Below are 14,687 nucleotides of genomic sequence, written 5' to 3' on the forward strand. Positions count from 1 at the left end.
ATATATATCCGCGATAAATCAAATATATCAGCGAACAGAATATATCAGCGTTAATCCAAATATATCCGCGAACCCTACGTCTAATTATGATAGCTTGGGATACTGATGATTCTTTTTAACTTTCATCTTTGTTCTAAAACCAGCCCATAGAGCAATAATCAAACCTCCACCTGTATCAGAGATTAAATCAATCATAGTATCGTCATTACCCCCGCCTTGTAACGTCATATTAAAAAATTGATCAGAGCTAAACTCATAGATTTCCCAGATAACGCCGCCAAGAGCAGCGAAGGATAGTGTGAAAAGGAAAATAATCCAAGGGGATATTTCCACTTTTCCGTCTCGATGAACCAATCTTTCATACAAAGCGATTCCAGAAAAGGCAAGAATAGCTCCGCTTAGAAAGTGCATAAAGGTGTCCCACCAGCCCAGTCCATACCAGCCTCTTATTGAACCAAAGTATTGAGAGCCTACCAAGAAGAGCAAATAGGAAATGACAATTGGCAAGTTAAACTGGAGCTTTGTAAACAGGGCAAGGAGAAGAGGAACTGCCCCGCAAACTACTCCTCCGATGGCAATGGTTGATTTAAAGGATTCCTCTGTAGAACGATAATGAAAAAATAAATAGGCCATAAATGCTATATAGAGAAAACTTAGCAAAAGGACTAGCTTTCGGTTCATAAATTCACCTCAGGTAGATTCACATTATTTAGATTATATCCACTTTCTAATTATCTCACCCTTAAATTTAATAATACATAAACACAATTATAGAAGTATGCTCTCATGAAAAATGAGAAAGTTTCATTTTTTCCCCCTAAATGGCTTTGAAAAAGGTTTTAGAGTATAGTGGAAGTATCAAGTAACTTTGACTTATAACCAGTGGAGGACTTTATGCAGAGGGCACAAATACCAACTTATGAACGGATTGCAATTGACTTAGCTAATCGAATTTACGACGGTAAATTCAAAGTGGGTGAAAAGATTCACGGCAGGTCAACCTTGGCCAGTGAATATAAAGTTTCACCAGAAACAGTTAGAAGAGCGATAAAGATATTAGAAGATGTGGAGATTGTCAAATCTACGAAGGGTAGCGGAATAGTTATTTCTTCTCGGGAGAATGCTTACAAATATATTCATCGCTTCTCCAATTTGGCCAGCATCAAAGATCTCGAGAAAGAAATTAATTCCCTCATTACCGAGCGAGATAAATTAGATGAACAGCTTTTTGATTCAGTAAGAAAAATAATGGATTATTCTACAAAACTCCGACATACGAATCCATTAGCTCCCATTGAGGTAGAGGTTTTTGCGGGCTGTGTACATATCGGTAAAACGATTTCAGAAGTAAAATTTTGGCAAAATACAGGCGGGACCGTTATAGGGATGAAGAGAAAGGGAGAATTGATTATTTCTCCTGGGCCATATGCATTGATTCTAGAAGGAGACGTTCTTCTTATTATTGGGGATGATGAAACGTATGAGAGGGTGGTTCATTTTATGGAGGATTAAAAAAAGCCGGCAGCGCCGGCTCTATTATTTTATTAAACCTTCCTCTTTTAAAAACTCTTTTGCTACCTTTGCAGGGGATTCCTTCAGGCTGTCAACTTTGTAATTAAGCTTTCTCATTTTATCATCTGTCAGAGTACCAGCAAGTGAATTTAGTGCTTTTTTAAGTTCAGGGTGCTCTTTTAATGTCTCTTCTTTTACAATGGGAACAGCATAATAAGGAGGGAAAAAGTTTTTATCATCCTCTAATACTTTTAATCCAAACTCTTCAATTAACCCATCAGTAGAAAAGGCATCGATGACATCACTCTTATGATTATCAAGCGCAGTATAGCGCAAGCCTCCGTCTATCGCTTTTACATCTTTAAACTTCAAATTGTAGGTCTTAGAAAGACCAATTAATCCATCTTCCCGATTAGGAAATTCAATGGTAGGACCCATAATCATGCCTTCACTAACTTTAGCAAGATCAGAGATGGTGTTCAAATTATATTGTTTGGCAGTATCTTGACGTACTGCTAAAGCATAGGTGTTATTGAATCCAAGGGGTTTTAACATGTCGATACCAAATTTCTCCTTGAACTCCTTTTTTACATAGTCATAAACTTGGTCAGGATTACTTTGTGGACTTTGATTGAGAATATTTACAAGACCGGTCCCTGTATATTCTACATACATATCAACGTCACCATTTTTGATAGCACTAAAGGCTACCTGTGAGCCGCCAAGATTCATTTTTCGTTCTACTTCAATATCAGTCTTACTTTCAATTAAATCAGCCAGCATATTCCCTAGAATCAGTTGTTCACTGTAATTCTTGGAACCTACGACAATTTTTTCTCCAGCACTTGCTTTTGAATATACGGTAAAAGCACCTGCAGCCACGATGGCTACACTTGCAAATGCGATTACGATACGCTTTACTTTTTTGCTCTTTTTAGATGGGGATTTTCGTTTATTACTGTAGGAAAATGACGTTTCAAGTTTCCCTACAACAAAGTCGATTAAAAGTGCAAGGATACAGGCTGGAATTGCACCTGCAAGAATCATATAGTTATCAACGGTCTGAACACCAGAGAAAACAAGATATCCAAGACCGCCTGCACCTACGAATGCTGCGATTGTCATTAATCCGACAGCAGTTACTGCAGAAATTCTGATACCCGCCATAATCATCGGAAAAGCTAACGGCAGTTGAACCTTTTTCATTGTTTGACTCTTGGTCAGACCGATACCTTTGGCGGCTTCCAGAATGTCAGGATCTATATTCGTTAATCCTGTATATGTGTTTTTTACGATTGGAAGAAGGGAATAAAGGACAACCATTACTATCGCAGGTGTACTGCCGATACCAATGAAGGGAATCAAGAATCCAAGTAAGGCCAAACTTGGTATTGCCTGTATGACGTTCGTTGTTCCGATTATTGGCTTTGACAGCTTTGGCTGCCGTGAGATCAAAATGCCTAATGGAATTCCAATAATAACCGCAGCGAGGACGGAAATAATACTTAAATAAATATGTTGACCTATTAAATCAAGAATCTGTTCATAGTTTCTACTTAAATAGTTATAAAAATCACCCATTAAAAGGCCACCTCCAAATCAATTAGTTGGCTGCTTAAAGCCGATAAAATGCTGCTTCTCGTTATTAGTCCAGTTAATTGTTTTGAATGATTGATAACAGGCACATAGCCAATTTTATGTTCATTCATTGTTGCTAAGATGGATATTAAGTTACTGTCCTCAGAAACAGCTAATACATTTTTCTCCATAACACTATCTATCTCAGAATTTCGGTTTAGTAGTTGAATTCCTTTTAAAGTCACTAAGCCTATTAAAATATTGTTTTTATCGGTTACCATTAAGCTGTCCACTTTATTGGATTTCATTATCTCAATAGCCTGCAAAACCGTTCGCTTAGCAGTAATCTTAACAGGGTTCGGAATCATAATATCCTCAGCCATTAATAATTCAGGGTTATTCCAAACTCGTCTCTTCCCGATAAAATCTTCGACAAATTCATTGGCTGGGTTCTTAAGAATATTTTCAGGGGTGTCGAACTGGAGAATATCGCCATCTTTCAAAATACAAATTCTATCTGCAATTTTGATTGCTTCGTCCATATCGTGGGTTACGAAAATAATGGTTTTGTTAAGTTCCTTTTGCATTTGAACAAGTTCATCCTGAAGCGAGTTTCTTGTTACGGGATCTAAGGCACTAAAGGGCTCATCCATTAAAATAATATCTGAATCCGTTGAAAAGGCTCTTGCTACCCCTACTCTTTGCTGCTGCCCACCACTTAATTCCTTTGGAAAACGGTCTAAGAATTCACTAGGATTTAATCCGACCACATGGAGAAGTTCCTCTGTTTTCTTTGCAATATTAGCAGGGTCCTCACCTTTTAGTTTTGGAATTAATTCTAAATTCTCTCTAATCGACATATGAGGGAATAGACCTGTATTTTGAATGACATAGCCAATATTTCTCCTTAACTCGATAGCATCCATGTTGGAAATATCCTTACCGTTTACAAAAATCTTTCCAGCTGATGGCTGAATTAATTTATTTATCATTTTTAGTAATGTAGTTTTTCCACATCCGCTTGGTCCAATAAAAACAACGAGTTGACCAGCTTCTATATCAATAGAGAAGGGCTTAATAATCGTTTTATTTCTATATTTCTTTACAATATCTTTAAACTCTATCAAAATCATTCCTCCTAAAAAATAATCACTTCAGCAACTTCAACAACTTAATAGTAACACAAGAGTTGGTGGTTTGTCGAATTAAGCTCTTTTTTGTCGGTTGCATTTATGACGCAAATTAAGTGTAATATTTTTCAGAATATAAAGAAAAATGTTAAGATGGAAACAAAAAAAGGAAGCTTAGTGAAAGAGGGGGGAAGTAAATTGGAATATATAAAAGAAAGGCTTAGTCTTAGATTTTTCCTCTTCGTTGGGTTGGCATTACTCTTAATAAAGATTCCAATAATAGGTGATTATTTTAGAATGATTAATACGGTGATCCATGAATCTGGCCACGCATTTTTAGCTCTGTTTGGAGGGAACGTAGAATCCATTTCATTGTTTATGAACGCAGATGGTGTTACACATGGCACTCAATCTATTTGGATTATAGATTTTATGACCTGTGCAGCAGGTTACTTGATTTCTTCGTTAATGGCATATGTATCTTTTTGGTTAATTAAAAAGAAAAAACATACACTTTTTATCGACATTCTATTAGGTTTGATTGTAATTAATTTTATCTTATGGGTTCGTAATCCCTATGGTTTATTCTGGCTTTCATCCTTTGGTATTTTGTTTCTGGCCATGCTTATTAAAGGTGGTCAAAAGGTAATTCATAACCTTGTATTGTTAATTGCCGCTGTCATTTTAGTAGAATCAGTAAGTACGTCATATGATATTTTCATCATTAGTTTAATTCAGCCACACGCAGCTGGGGACGCAACAAATTTATCTCAATTAACAGCATTTATTCCGGCTCAAGGATGGGGGATATTCTTCTTTGCACAATCACTTTTTTTCTTCCTTCTTGGATTCAAGAAAGGCTTGTACAGTATAGGGAAAGTTGATTTACAGCCAAGTTATCAGTTGGAAGGAACAAAAGATTATTATTAAAAAAGCTCGCCGTAATGGCGAGCCTCTTCTATATTAATAGAAGTAAGGGAATGGAAAGAAAAATGGGAATACAAAAACATTGTATGGAAAACGTCTCCTTCTGAAACGGCGAAACCTGCGTCTTCCGTATCCACCGTATCCGCCAAATCTCATGTCATCGGAGTCGTCATCGACATCCTCAGAAACGAGCATTGTAACTCCTTCATCATCCATGTCTTGAAGTATACCATTCATTTGAGTGCCATCACTCATTTGACCAACCACATGATAATTCATATAACGCTGGCAAGTATTCATGATATTTCGATAATCGTTGATTTCTTGATCCTGATAACCTTGATTGCCAATAGGTCCATAGTAATAATTATTCATTTTATTCGCCTCCTCGCCCACATTTTATTCGGGAAAAAGGAATTAGTGACGGATAAAAATTTCGGAATCTTTAGGCTGTATAAATATTTTAAAAATATAGACATATGATAGATTGATGTAGATTTTCAACAGATAGAGGAGGGGATACATTGGATATTCTTGATGTCATAAAAAGCAGGAGAAATATAAAAAAATTTAAATCCGATTCTGTTCAGCTTGATTTGATATATTCATGGTTAGAGGCTGCAAAAATGGCTCCTAATCACCGAATGACAGAACCTTGGGAGGTTTACTTTGTTGGGCCAGAAACGAGGGCTAAACTGAAACACAAAACTGATTTCGGGAATGTACCTTTACTTATTGCTGTCTTGTCTAAACATGGTTCCACAGCAATTGAAAAAGAGGAAAATGCATTAGCAACAGCTTGTTTTATTCAAAATTTCAATTTGGCGGCATGGGCAGAGGGTGTTGGAACATTTTGGTCATCAATTGGAATAACAGCAAAGAATCGAGAAATTCTAAGTGTTCCAGATGACTATAATCTTGTTGGTGTATTAGGAATAGGTTATCCAGAAATGATACCTGATCCGAAACCAAGAACATCAATCAAGAATAAAATAAAAAATTTACCCTAAATTAAAAAGAGGTAACCGCTAGATTTCGGTTACCTCTTTTTTGTCGTTAGTTAGCAAATTTAAAAGTGTCTTGATATTCTGTTGTAAGATTATCAATGATTTGTTGAACGGGAAGTATCTCCTTAATTTCGTCTACACGTGCCCCAGCAAAGACAAGTCCATTTTCGACATCTCCTCCCATGCTTGTCAAGAGGGAATCTAGCGTACAGAAGCGATAAGAGCAATTTTTTAAGCAATCATGACATTTGGCAATTTTCAATTTGTCAGTGCCGCTTATCAGTTTTGCAAAGTTATTGACAATCACTCTTCCATGTAAGCCGACGGTTGTTTTGACTAATGCTGTGTCTTCTTTTCGAGCGTCAACATACTTTTGCTTAAAAGCTTGTGGCGCATCACATTCTTCACTTGCTACAAAACGAGTTCCCATTTGAACACCGGAAGCACCTAGTGAAATGGCCATAGCAATATCCTGGCCAGTCATAATTCCCCCGGCTGCAATAACAGGGATTGATACAGCTTCCACTACTTCAGGAAGAATGTCAAACATCGGTCTGTCGGTACCAAGATGGCCACCAGCTTCAAAGCCCTCAACAACTACTGCAGCAGCTCCTAGTCTTTCAGAAATTCTGGCTAATTTAGCTGAAGAAACAATAGAAATGACGGGAATACCCGCCTGCCTGCCCCATGCGTACATATCCCTTGAGATTCCTGCACCTGAAATAATGAAATCTACTTTTTCTTCAAGTGCAGCTTTCATTTTCTCCGCAAAATCATTCATGGCAAACAATACATTTACCCCAATATATCCTGCACCTTTAACTAAACTTTTGGCTTTCCTAATGTGATCGCGCATTTCATCGGTAGAAATACCTGTACCAGAAATAATTCCTACACCACCTGCATTAGCTACTGCTGAAGCTAGTTTGCTTAGTGAAATACCTACCCCCATACCACCTTGAAAAATAGGAACCTTTGGCATAATATGAGCAATTTTTAGTTGTGGAAAATTCAATTTATAACCCCTTTTCAATTGTTATGAATTTAGAACTTACTCAGCATACTATCATGAATCAAATCCTCTGTATGTGATTTTTATCATCAGGTCATAAAAGTAGGTTATAGAATTAATTGCCAATAGTTAAATGAGCATAGGTCATTGCGATTATTATTTTGAAATTGTAAGTTTGATGAAACAGAACGTAACTTAGTTTCAATCTCCCTGTAACATTGCTTAGTTAAAATAGTTAATAACAAAAGATAAAATTTTATTACAATATCTTTGTGTTTGGAGGGATAGGATGGCTTCAACTACAAGTAGAAGTAAGTATTTTGATAATGCCAAATTTATATTAATTTTTCTTGTTGTATTTGGTCATGTAATTAGTCCTTATAAGGACCAGGATAAGGTTTTATTTACTTTATATAGTGTAATATTTCTTTTTCATATGCCAGCGTTTATTTTGATTTCTGGCTATTTTGCCAAGGGATATAAAAATAAGGGGTATTTACGTAAAGCGTTTCAAAAAATATTGATCCCATATTTTATTTTTCAAATTATCTACTCAATTTTTTATTTTTTAGCAGGGAAGGAAAAGACACTTGAATTTGATTTATTCCAGCCTCATTGGTCATTGTGGTTTTTATTAAGCTTATTCTTCTGGAATTTGTTATTGTATGTATTTGCCAGACTTAAATGGGCGGGATTATTCATCGCAGTGTTACTAGGAATAGGTATTGGCTATTTCGAGGATGTTGGAAGTTTTATGAGTATATCTAGAACATTTGTTTTCTTTCCATACTTTTTGTTAGGCTTCTTATTGAACGGGGACCATCTAAGACGGGTCATCGGGGCGAGGTATGCTGTACCTGCAGGAGTAGTTATTATCATCATGACGTTTTTATTTTTTGGTTTAAGTTTTCCATCAAATGCTGTGCCATGGCTGTTGGGAGATACATCTTATGCACACATGGGAGGAATGCAGCTTAGCGATGGTCTGCTGCGTACTTTGCAGTATATCTTAACCCTAGTTGTTGTCTTTGGCTTTTTACCATTAATCCCATCCAATCAATATCGAATAACGAAGATTGGTGAAAGAACACTATATGTTTACTTATTTCATGGGTTTATTATCAAAAGTATTCAATCTATTTTACCAAGCAGCTTTTCCGAAAATTATTTATTCTTAATCGCATTTTCGTTCATTGTCTGCATTGTGCTCGGCAGTTATATGATAAAAAAATATACACGTCCACTCGTTGAATTAAAGATATAATTATAAACAAAGCCGAATGTGTGCGTAAACACATTCGGCTTTGTTTGTATTAGCCTAAAAATCCAAACAAGGAACTAACTAAATTTTTCTTTTTCCTATTACCTTTTCCTTGTTCAAATACCAATGCTCTACTTGGCATTACGGCATTTTTAATCTCATTAAGCTGCGATTGGAGAAACTCTGCTTGTTTTGTCAATTCAATGACTTGGCACTGTAAATCTTCAATTTCCCGGCGGTGCTGCAGCAGCTGATATGAGGCGACAGAGTCTGCTTTCGAGTTTACCTTTGCTTCTAGTTCGTTAACAATTGTATACAGTCTTTCAAGCTCAGCATTGCTCTCAGGAGCAGTTTTTAGAATTCCTTTTCTAGGTTTCTTTTCTTGAACAGGAGCAATTTCTTGGAGCAAGGTCCCATTTTGAATTTGAGCTTGAATATTTTTTAGAAGGTCAATATCCTCCTGATTAAAATGATAATGTCCACGCTCATTACGCTCCATCGGCAATTCAAGTTGTTTTACCCAGCGTTGAATGGTACTGGCTGATACCCCTAATAATTTTGCAACTTCACTCGTATTCATCATTTATCCTCCCCGCTTGAAAAGTTTCACCATAGCAGCAAGTCGTGACAGTTTATTCCCAGAACTTCCACCATTTCTTTTCCTTCGCAGCAGCAACATCTCGGAAGCTAGTTAATAAATCCTGAAAAGCAGCTTCTCTTTGTGTAACATCCTGCCGGAATTGGTCACGTTCTTTTACACGTTCTTCGCGATCCTTTTCGATTACTTCTGAAAGACTCAAGATTTCAGTATTCGTAATATCCACATAATGTGCTAGTTCCTCCGTAGAATCAGATAACTGCTTTGATAGAGTATAAATCTCTTCTGAGGTTTCGTGAGAGGCATTCGCAATACTTTTGGATAAATAATGAAGCCTTTCTGTAGTTTGTTCTGCTGTTTTTTCAAGGTGCACAGAGAGTTCTTCAATCTCTGCTTTTGTGTTAGCTGACGATTTATAGATGGAATCTGAAAGTGATTTCACTGTATAGAAGGTCCCTTTTGAAATCTCCTTTTTTACTTCTTCAACGACCTCTTTACGGAGAACAGATCGAATTTCATCCTTTACTTCACTTAAAAAGGTTTGTTTATAACTATCCATAGCATCGAAAAATTCATCAGTATTTTTGATTGCAATCTCTTCATTCGTTACTTCAGGAAAGGATTCTGAAATCATAGGTAATGATGGTGCTGAGGGTTCAGTAATCTCACTATTTTCAGGTTCCTCCTTCGTTTGAAACGATTGTAATATCATTGATGTAGTTTGTTTGTTTTCGTACATTTGTTTAATTTCTAGCAGCAAATCTAGTTCTACCTGTGAATATATTCGTGCTCCCTGTTTTGTTCTAGGAATTTCAAGAATTTCTTTAAGTTCTTCTTCCCATTTTCTCAATGTAGCAGGTTTGACATTTATTTTTTTAGAAACTTCCTTTAAAGTGAAAGTTTTCATAGTATTCAAATCCCTTCTATCTAATTTACGGTTATTCATCCTTAGATAGTAATTTCTATAGTGCATACCCCATTTTCCTGCAGGTTGACAAAAGCTATCAAAACAAGACGGATATCACGAAATACCAACAAATTCATGCAAAAAAAGCTGTGCTTTTCGCACAGCTTTTTACTCTAAAATCCTCAAGGTTTTTAATCCATTATAAATTCCTGAATCATTTACTGAAGTGGTTTTATGGTTGGCATATTGAAAGAGGTCAGGATGAGCATTTCCCATGGCAAAGCCTTCACCAACACTTTGGAGCATTTCCTTATCATTCAGGCCATCTCCGAAAGCTATTGCATCTTCCGTCTTAAAGCCGAGGTGTTTCAAGACATATTGAACACCGATTCCTTTATTGACATTGTCTCTAATCACATCATAACAATGAAGCATACCTTCAAGGTTAACTTGGGACAAATGGATTTGGTCTTCCTGTTTATATAATTCTGTATCGCTTGGCTTTAAATTAATTAAAGTCATTCCAAGTACTTCATAATCTTTGGAGGGGGAAAGAGAGTCATTGTTATGTAAATGGAATTTCTTTATAAATTCTTTTACACATTCTGCCTCTATATTAGAAAATATATTTTGATCCTTCGTATACAAGACAAAATCATGATGATTCTTTTTCGCAATGTCTATGAAATTTCTGACGCTCTTTTGATCCATAGGCTCTTGGAATAGGTCTTCACCCTGGTGAATAGCGTATGCACCGTTATACCCAATTAAGGAATCGATTTTTAACTTTTGAGCCAGCTCCCTAAGTTCATGCAGCGGCCTGCCTGTAGCTAAAAAAACCTCTATTCCTTTTTCCTGAGCCTGACCTATTGCTTTTATGGTAGTATCCTCTATGGAATCATCAGGCTTAATGATCGTTCCATCAATATCTAAAAATAAAACTTTGTAAACAGACATGTTATTTCTCCTTTATTCAGTATTTTCTATAAGTTTAACATTAATATTTGAATATAAAAATATTCCAGATATGAAATAGCCAATAAGAGAATAAAATGGTCAAAATAACGATAAATCTTGAGTAAACCATAGAAAAATCAATGTTTTTCACTGTAATTGAAGATTAGGGAGTTTATTTAAGTAAATATCACTCTTTACAAGTAATCAGGATGAAGATAGAATTAGCCTCATAATCAATACGAAATTAAATATTTCGGCCAAAACCCATCTATTTTGGGTACGGAGGAACCAATTATGGGGGTTAATTCTACTGTGTAGAAGGGATGAGAATTTCTTTCGCCATCCTACCCGTCAGCTAACTTCGTCGGCTAAAGCGAAGGAGGTCTTGGACCGCCAAGTACAGGGGCTTTTTTTGTTGTGAGAAACATTTTAAGCAGCTTAACTACTACGGTCTTTTATTTATGCCTATTTTTAGGGAACAGGTGAAGAAAAAATGACATTAAAAGATTATTTAACAAAATTAAAGATTGGGTTGCCAAAAACAATGGTCCATTTGGATAAGCAGGTATATGAGGCTGGAAGTGTCATTAACGGAACCATTGAGATCACTGGCGGACTTATAAAAAATAAAATAAAGAGATACGATATCGATCTAATCGGGATTGATTCACAGGCATTTGTAGAAGAAACACTAAATAGTCATTCTGTTTTCTGTTCTCTAGAGTGTTGTCCAAACCAGACTGGTAAAATTACATTCATAATCGATGTTCCAGACGATATACAAAGTAAACAAAGCACATACCAATATAATTTAATGATTAATATTGATTTAGGAAATGCAAATAATATTACGCAAAGTGTCCCTATCTTGATTGGGGCAGCTTCATAGTTTGTATCTATTAAACTAGTTTTTATATGTAAATCGGCATATTTTCCTATTTATTGATATGGGTTTGTAAACAGCTAGAAATTAGGCTGTAAACAATCATCGCTATAATAAAGGTAACATAAGACTTTATTAGGGCGGGTGCAACGATGGAAGATACAATGGTTAAATCCTATTTACAAAAATCACTAGAAGAGTGGAAGGATGATATTTCAGTCGTTCTTACAGAAATAGATAAAGAATATGAAGAAGTGGCTCAAGAATTAAAGGTCTACTCATACAAATATGGAATCACTAAGCAAGTTATTCAATCGACGGTGAATGAGGAAATTATTGAAAATATTCGCCAGAGATATCATAAACCATTTGAGGAAAGTTATAATCAATTAAAAGAATATATTAAAGATTTAGAAGAAAAGCAACGTGTATTTCAAATGTTCGTTCAAAAAATTGATGAAGTAAATCGTAAGGAATCGGCAAAGAACACAATCTAATAATAGAGGATAAAGTCTGGTCCAAATGGATCAGGCTTTTTTTGTCGGCAATCGAAATAGCTTTGCATATAGTAATTAACACAGATTCACTCGAGAGAGGTGTTGAAGCATGATTACTGCAAGAATCGGAAGTAAATGGTATCGTCTTCCGGAAAGTCTTGAAGAATATTTTCAAAAATTTCGCTCTCAGGTTATCGGCAATCATCAGGAATTTGACTCACCATACGGTCGAAAGCCTATAATATATGCTGATTGGACGGCAAGTGGTAGATTATTTCGACCAATTGAAAAAAAAGTTTCAGAGGTATTTGGTCCATTTATGGCCAATACACATACAGAATCAAATATAACAAGTCTAATGATGACTGGAATCTACAATCAATCAAGAAAAATCATCAAGGAACATGTAAACGCCAATGAAAACGACGCAATCATTCTGGATGGATTTGGGATGACATCTGTTATGAATAAATTACAGAGAATTATGGGGATTAGAGTCCCGGAACAATGGAAAGACAGTATTAAGCTCTCAGACAAGGATAGGCCAGTTGTTTTTCTAACACATATGGAGCACCATTCCAACCATACCTCGTGGCTTGAAACTTTAGCAGATGTCGAGATTATTAGACCCGACTCCGAAGGTTTAGTAGATATGAGTCATCTGGAGCAACTTCTTTCATCCTATCAAGACAGAAATGTTAAAATTGGTTCATTTACGGCATGCTCGAATGTTACAGGAATACAAACACCCTATCAAAAATTGGCAAAAATCATGCATAAGCATGGAGGGATATGCTTTGTCGATTTTGCTGCATCCGCACCATATGTAAAAATAGATATGCACCCAGAAGACCCTATGGAAAAACTAGACGCTATCTTTTTTTCACCCCATAAGTTTTTAGGTGGACCAGGTACGAGCGGTGTCTTAGTTTTTGATAAAAGATTATATTCAAATAAAGTCCCGGATCATCCCGGAGGGGGTACGGTTACTTGGACTAATCCTTGGGGCGGACATCAATATATTACGGACATTGAACATCGTGAGGATGGAGGAACACCGGGAATCCTTCAAGCAATTCGTACAGCTTTGTGTATTAAATTAAAGGAACAAATGGGTGTAGAACAAATTTTAGCAAGAGAAAAAGAGCAGCTTGAATTGCTTTTAACTGGCTTGGAAGATATACCGAAGCTTCGTGTATTAGAGGGTCATCTAGTAAATAGAATCGGCATTGTTTCATTTACTATTACGGACATTCATTACAATCTTATTGTCCGTTTGTTAAATGATCGATATGGATTTCAGGTTCGCGGAGGATGCTCTTGTGCAGGAACCTATGGTCATTATTTATTGAACATAGACAAAAACAAATCAAAGCAGATTGCTGAACAAATTGACTTGGGAGATTTATCTACTAAACCAGGATGGGTCCGATTTTCACTGCATCCAATTATGACCAATGAGGAAATTTTATTATTTGTAGAGGCCATGAAAGAGATAACGAGGAACATTGAAGAGTGGAAAAAGGATTATGTGTATGACCCAGCCAGTAATGATTATTTCTTTAATCAACACATTCGAAAGGATATGGCGGATCTGTTTGATCTTCCAAATTTTTGACAGCCTGTATAAATAGGCAACGGTTCCGATATCCCGACATATGTTAATAAGAAAAGGGTGGGGATAACATGATTCACATTGTCAAGCGGGGCGATACACTTTATCAAATTTCTTTGGATTATCGGGTCAGCCTCGCCAGTCTCTATGCAGCCAATCCTGGAGTAAATTACCAGCAATTATATATAGGACAACAAATTCAGATACCTGGTCTGCCAGATCCAAATACAATACCCTATTCGATCCAAATCTCAATTGGGAAAAGGAGACTTTCGTTATACAGAAATGGGAAGTTGGAAAAAATCTATCCGATTGCCGTAGGGAAAATGCTTTCAGGAACACCGACTGGCGATTTTGTCATTGTTAACCGACAAATGAATCCAGGCGGTCCTTTTGGGGTTTTGTGGCTTTCATTATCTAAGCAAGGATACGGTATTCATGGGACCAACGATCCGAGTTCAATCGGCAAAGCCGTTTCAGCAGGTTGTGTGAGAATGCAAAACCGAGATGTACTTCAACTTGCCGAAAAGGTTCCAAATGGCACAAGAGTAATCATCCGGCCATGAAATTATCGCGGGGATAATATCCACTGGATTAGGGTGGGTTTATATGAAGGCTCCTATGAGTGACCAATTTTTTCAAAAGAAACAGAACGTGGTCACTCATAGCCTTCATAAGTGACCACTATGTTAAAATAAACAGGTATTTGGTCACTCATAGCACTTATGAGTGACCGCTTTTTTGAAATATACAGAAACTTGGTCACTTATAGCCATAGACTTGAGGAAAAAGTGAATCTATTT

The 14,687-nt window shown here is 36.4% G+C and carries 16 protein-coding genes and 1 riboswitch; of the genes, 8 read left to right on the top strand and 8 right to left on the bottom strand.

Features of this window, described 5'->3' with window-relative positions; all coding sequences use genetic code 11:
* Positions 1–84: 84 nt before the first annotated feature.
* Positions 85–681 (bottom strand): hypothetical protein, encoded by a 597-nt coding sequence (locus tag H0184_RS09370; RefSeq protein WP_221823725.1) that lies wholly within the window; start codon positions 679–681, stop codon positions 85–87.
* A 213-nt stretch (positions 682–894) separates the two neighbouring features.
* Here H0184_RS09370 and H0184_RS09375 point away from each other — a divergent pair, with 213 nt between their 5' ends.
* A complete protein-coding gene (locus H0184_RS09375) occupies positions 895–1,512 on the top strand; it encodes a GntR family transcriptional regulator (protein WP_221823727.1) in 618 nt (205 codons plus the stop codon).
* 24 nt (positions 1,513–1,536) lie between these two features.
* Here the strand turns inward: H0184_RS09375 and H0184_RS09380 are convergent, their stop codons facing one another.
* Together H0184_RS09380 and H0184_RS09385 are read right to left on the bottom strand one after the other, a co-directional pair.
* On the bottom strand, positions 1,537–3,093 hold the full coding sequence (locus H0184_RS09380; RefSeq protein ID WP_221823730.1) for an ABC transporter permease/substrate-binding protein: 1,557 nt from the start codon (positions 3,091–3,093) through the stop codon (positions 1,537–1,539).
* Complete coding sequence (locus H0184_RS09385) at positions 3,093–4,217, bottom strand: ABC transporter ATP-binding protein (protein WP_221823732.1); 1,125 nt, start codon at positions 4,215–4,217, stop codon at positions 3,093–3,095. The genes H0184_RS09380 and H0184_RS09385 overlap by 1 nt, the downstream gene beginning before the upstream one ends.
* Positions 4,218–4,418: 201 nt before the next feature.
* On the opposite strand from H0184_RS09385, the gene H0184_RS09390 reads away from it, so the two are divergent.
* Positions 4,419–5,150 carry a M50 family metallopeptidase gene (locus tag H0184_RS09390; protein ID WP_221823734.1) on the top strand — a complete coding sequence of 244 codons (732 nt, stop codon included), beginning with the start codon at positions 4,419–4,421 and terminating at the stop codon, positions 5,148–5,150.
* A 33-nt stretch (positions 5,151–5,183) separates the two neighbouring features.
* Here the strand turns inward: H0184_RS09390 and H0184_RS09395 are convergent, their stop codons facing one another.
* Entirely contained in the window at positions 5,184–5,522 is a 339-nt protein-coding gene (locus tag H0184_RS09395; RefSeq protein ID WP_221823736.1) for a hypothetical protein, read from the bottom strand.
* A 149-nt stretch (positions 5,523–5,671) separates the two neighbouring features.
* On the opposite strand from H0184_RS09395, the gene H0184_RS09400 reads away from it, so the two are divergent.
* The gene (locus H0184_RS09400; RefSeq protein ID WP_221823738.1) at positions 5,672–6,157 is read left to right on the top strand and encodes a nitroreductase family protein; all 486 of its coding nucleotides are present in this window, start codon (positions 5,672–5,674) and stop codon (positions 6,155–6,157) included.
* 46 nt (positions 6,158–6,203) lie between these two features.
* On the opposite strand, the gene H0184_RS09405 is transcribed toward H0184_RS09400, so the two are convergent.
* Positions 6,204–7,187 carry an NAD(P)H-dependent flavin oxidoreductase gene (locus H0184_RS09405; RefSeq protein ID WP_221823740.1) on the bottom strand — a complete coding sequence of 328 codons (984 nt, stop codon included), beginning with the start codon at positions 7,185–7,187 and terminating at the stop codon, positions 6,204–6,206.
* A 268-nt stretch (positions 7,188–7,455) separates the two neighbouring features.
* Here H0184_RS09405 and H0184_RS09410 point away from each other — a divergent pair, with 268 nt between their 5' ends.
* Entirely contained in the window at positions 7,456–8,430 is a 975-nt protein-coding gene (locus tag H0184_RS09410; protein WP_221823742.1) for an acyltransferase family protein, read from the top strand.
* A 49-nt stretch (positions 8,431–8,479) separates the two neighbouring features.
* Here H0184_RS09410 and H0184_RS09415 read toward each other — a convergent pair whose 3' ends face one another.
* The 3 genes from H0184_RS09415 to H0184_RS09425 all read right to left on the bottom strand — a co-directional run bounded on the left by H0184_RS09415 (position 8,480) and on the right by H0184_RS09425 (position 10,889).
* On the bottom strand, positions 8,480–9,007 hold the full coding sequence (locus H0184_RS09415) for a MerR family transcriptional regulator (RefSeq protein WP_221823743.1): 528 nt from the start codon (positions 9,005–9,007) through the stop codon (positions 8,480–8,482).
* Positions 9,008–9,059: 52 nt separating this feature from the next.
* Complete coding sequence (locus tag H0184_RS09420) at positions 9,060–9,932, bottom strand: MerR family transcriptional regulator (protein WP_221823745.1); 873 nt, start codon at positions 9,930–9,932, stop codon at positions 9,060–9,062.
* 168 nt (positions 9,933–10,100) lie between these two features.
* On the bottom strand, positions 10,101–10,889 hold the full coding sequence (locus H0184_RS09425; RefSeq protein WP_221823747.1) for an HAD family hydrolase: 789 nt from the start codon (positions 10,887–10,889) through the stop codon (positions 10,101–10,103).
* A 245-nt stretch (positions 10,890–11,134) separates the two neighbouring features.
* Positions 11,135–11,274: riboswitch (cyclic di-AMP (ydaO/yuaA leader) on the top strand.
* Positions 11,275–11,382: 108 nt separating this feature from the next.
* On the opposite strand from H0184_RS09425, the gene H0184_RS09430 reads away from it, so the two are divergent.
* From H0184_RS09430 to H0184_RS09445, 4 genes are all read left to right on the top strand, one after another.
* Positions 11,383–11,778 carry a sporulation protein gene (locus H0184_RS09430; protein ID WP_221823749.1) on the top strand — a complete coding sequence of 132 codons (396 nt, stop codon included), beginning with the start codon at positions 11,383–11,385 and terminating at the stop codon, positions 11,776–11,778.
* 146 nt (positions 11,779–11,924) lie between these two features.
* On the top strand, positions 11,925–12,269 hold the full coding sequence (locus H0184_RS09435) for a hypothetical protein (RefSeq protein WP_221823751.1): 345 nt from the start codon (positions 11,925–11,927) through the stop codon (positions 12,267–12,269).
* A gap of 109 nt (positions 12,270–12,378) precedes the next feature.
* On the top strand, positions 12,379–13,887 hold the full coding sequence (locus H0184_RS09440) for an aminotransferase class V-fold PLP-dependent enzyme (RefSeq protein WP_221823753.1): 1,509 nt from the start codon (positions 12,379–12,381) through the stop codon (positions 13,885–13,887).
* A 68-nt stretch (positions 13,888–13,955) separates the two neighbouring features.
* Positions 13,956–14,450, top strand: coding sequence for a L,D-transpeptidase family protein (locus H0184_RS09445; protein WP_221823756.1), 495 nt, complete (start codon positions 13,956–13,958; stop codon positions 14,448–14,450).
* The last annotated feature ends 237 nt before the right edge of the window (positions 14,451–14,687 follow it).

Origin of the sequence: Neobacillus niacini, from assembly GCF_019749295.1 — a bacterium.
Taxonomy (GTDB): Bacteria; Bacillota; Bacilli; order Bacillales; family Cytobacillaceae; genus Neobacillus; species Neobacillus niacini_D.

Coding starts and splice junctions, on each gene's coding strand:
- H0184_RS09435 (WP_221823751.1), top strand. CDS start 11,925: ATGGAAGATACAATGGTTAAATCCTATTTACAAAAATCACTAGAAGAG.
- H0184_RS09445 (WP_221823756.1), top strand. CDS start 13,956: ATGATTCACATTGTCAAGCGGGGCGATACACTTTATCAAATTTCTTTG.
- H0184_RS09425 (WP_221823747.1), bottom strand. CDS start 10,889: ATGTCTGTTTACAAAGTTTTATTTTTAGATATTGATGGAACGATCATT.
- H0184_RS09375 (WP_221823727.1), top strand. CDS start 895: ATGCAGAGGGCACAAATACCAACTTATGAACGGATTGCAATTGACTTA.
- H0184_RS09395 (WP_221823736.1), bottom strand. CDS start 5,522: ATGAATAATTATTACTATGGACCTATTGGCAATCAAGGTTATCAGGAT.
- H0184_RS09440 (WP_221823753.1), top strand. CDS start 12,379: ATGATTACTGCAAGAATCGGAAGTAAATGGTATCGTCTTCCGGAAAGT.
- H0184_RS09430 (WP_221823749.1), top strand. CDS start 11,383: ATGACATTAAAAGATTATTTAACAAAATTAAAGATTGGGTTGCCAAAA.
- H0184_RS09420 (WP_221823745.1), bottom strand. CDS start 9,932: ATGAAAACTTTCACTTTAAAGGAAGTTTCTAAAAAAATAAATGTCAAA.
- H0184_RS09410 (WP_221823742.1), top strand. CDS start 7,456: ATGGCTTCAACTACAAGTAGAAGTAAGTATTTTGATAATGCCAAATTT.
- H0184_RS09380 (WP_221823730.1), bottom strand. CDS start 3,093: ATGGGTGATTTTTATAACTATTTAAGTAGAAACTATGAACAGATTCTT.
- H0184_RS09370 (WP_221823725.1), bottom strand. CDS start 681: ATGAACCGAAAGCTAGTCCTTTTGCTAAGTTTTCTCTATATAGCATTT.
- H0184_RS09415 (WP_221823743.1), bottom strand. CDS start 9,007: ATGAATACGAGTGAAGTTGCAAAATTATTAGGGGTATCAGCCAGTACC.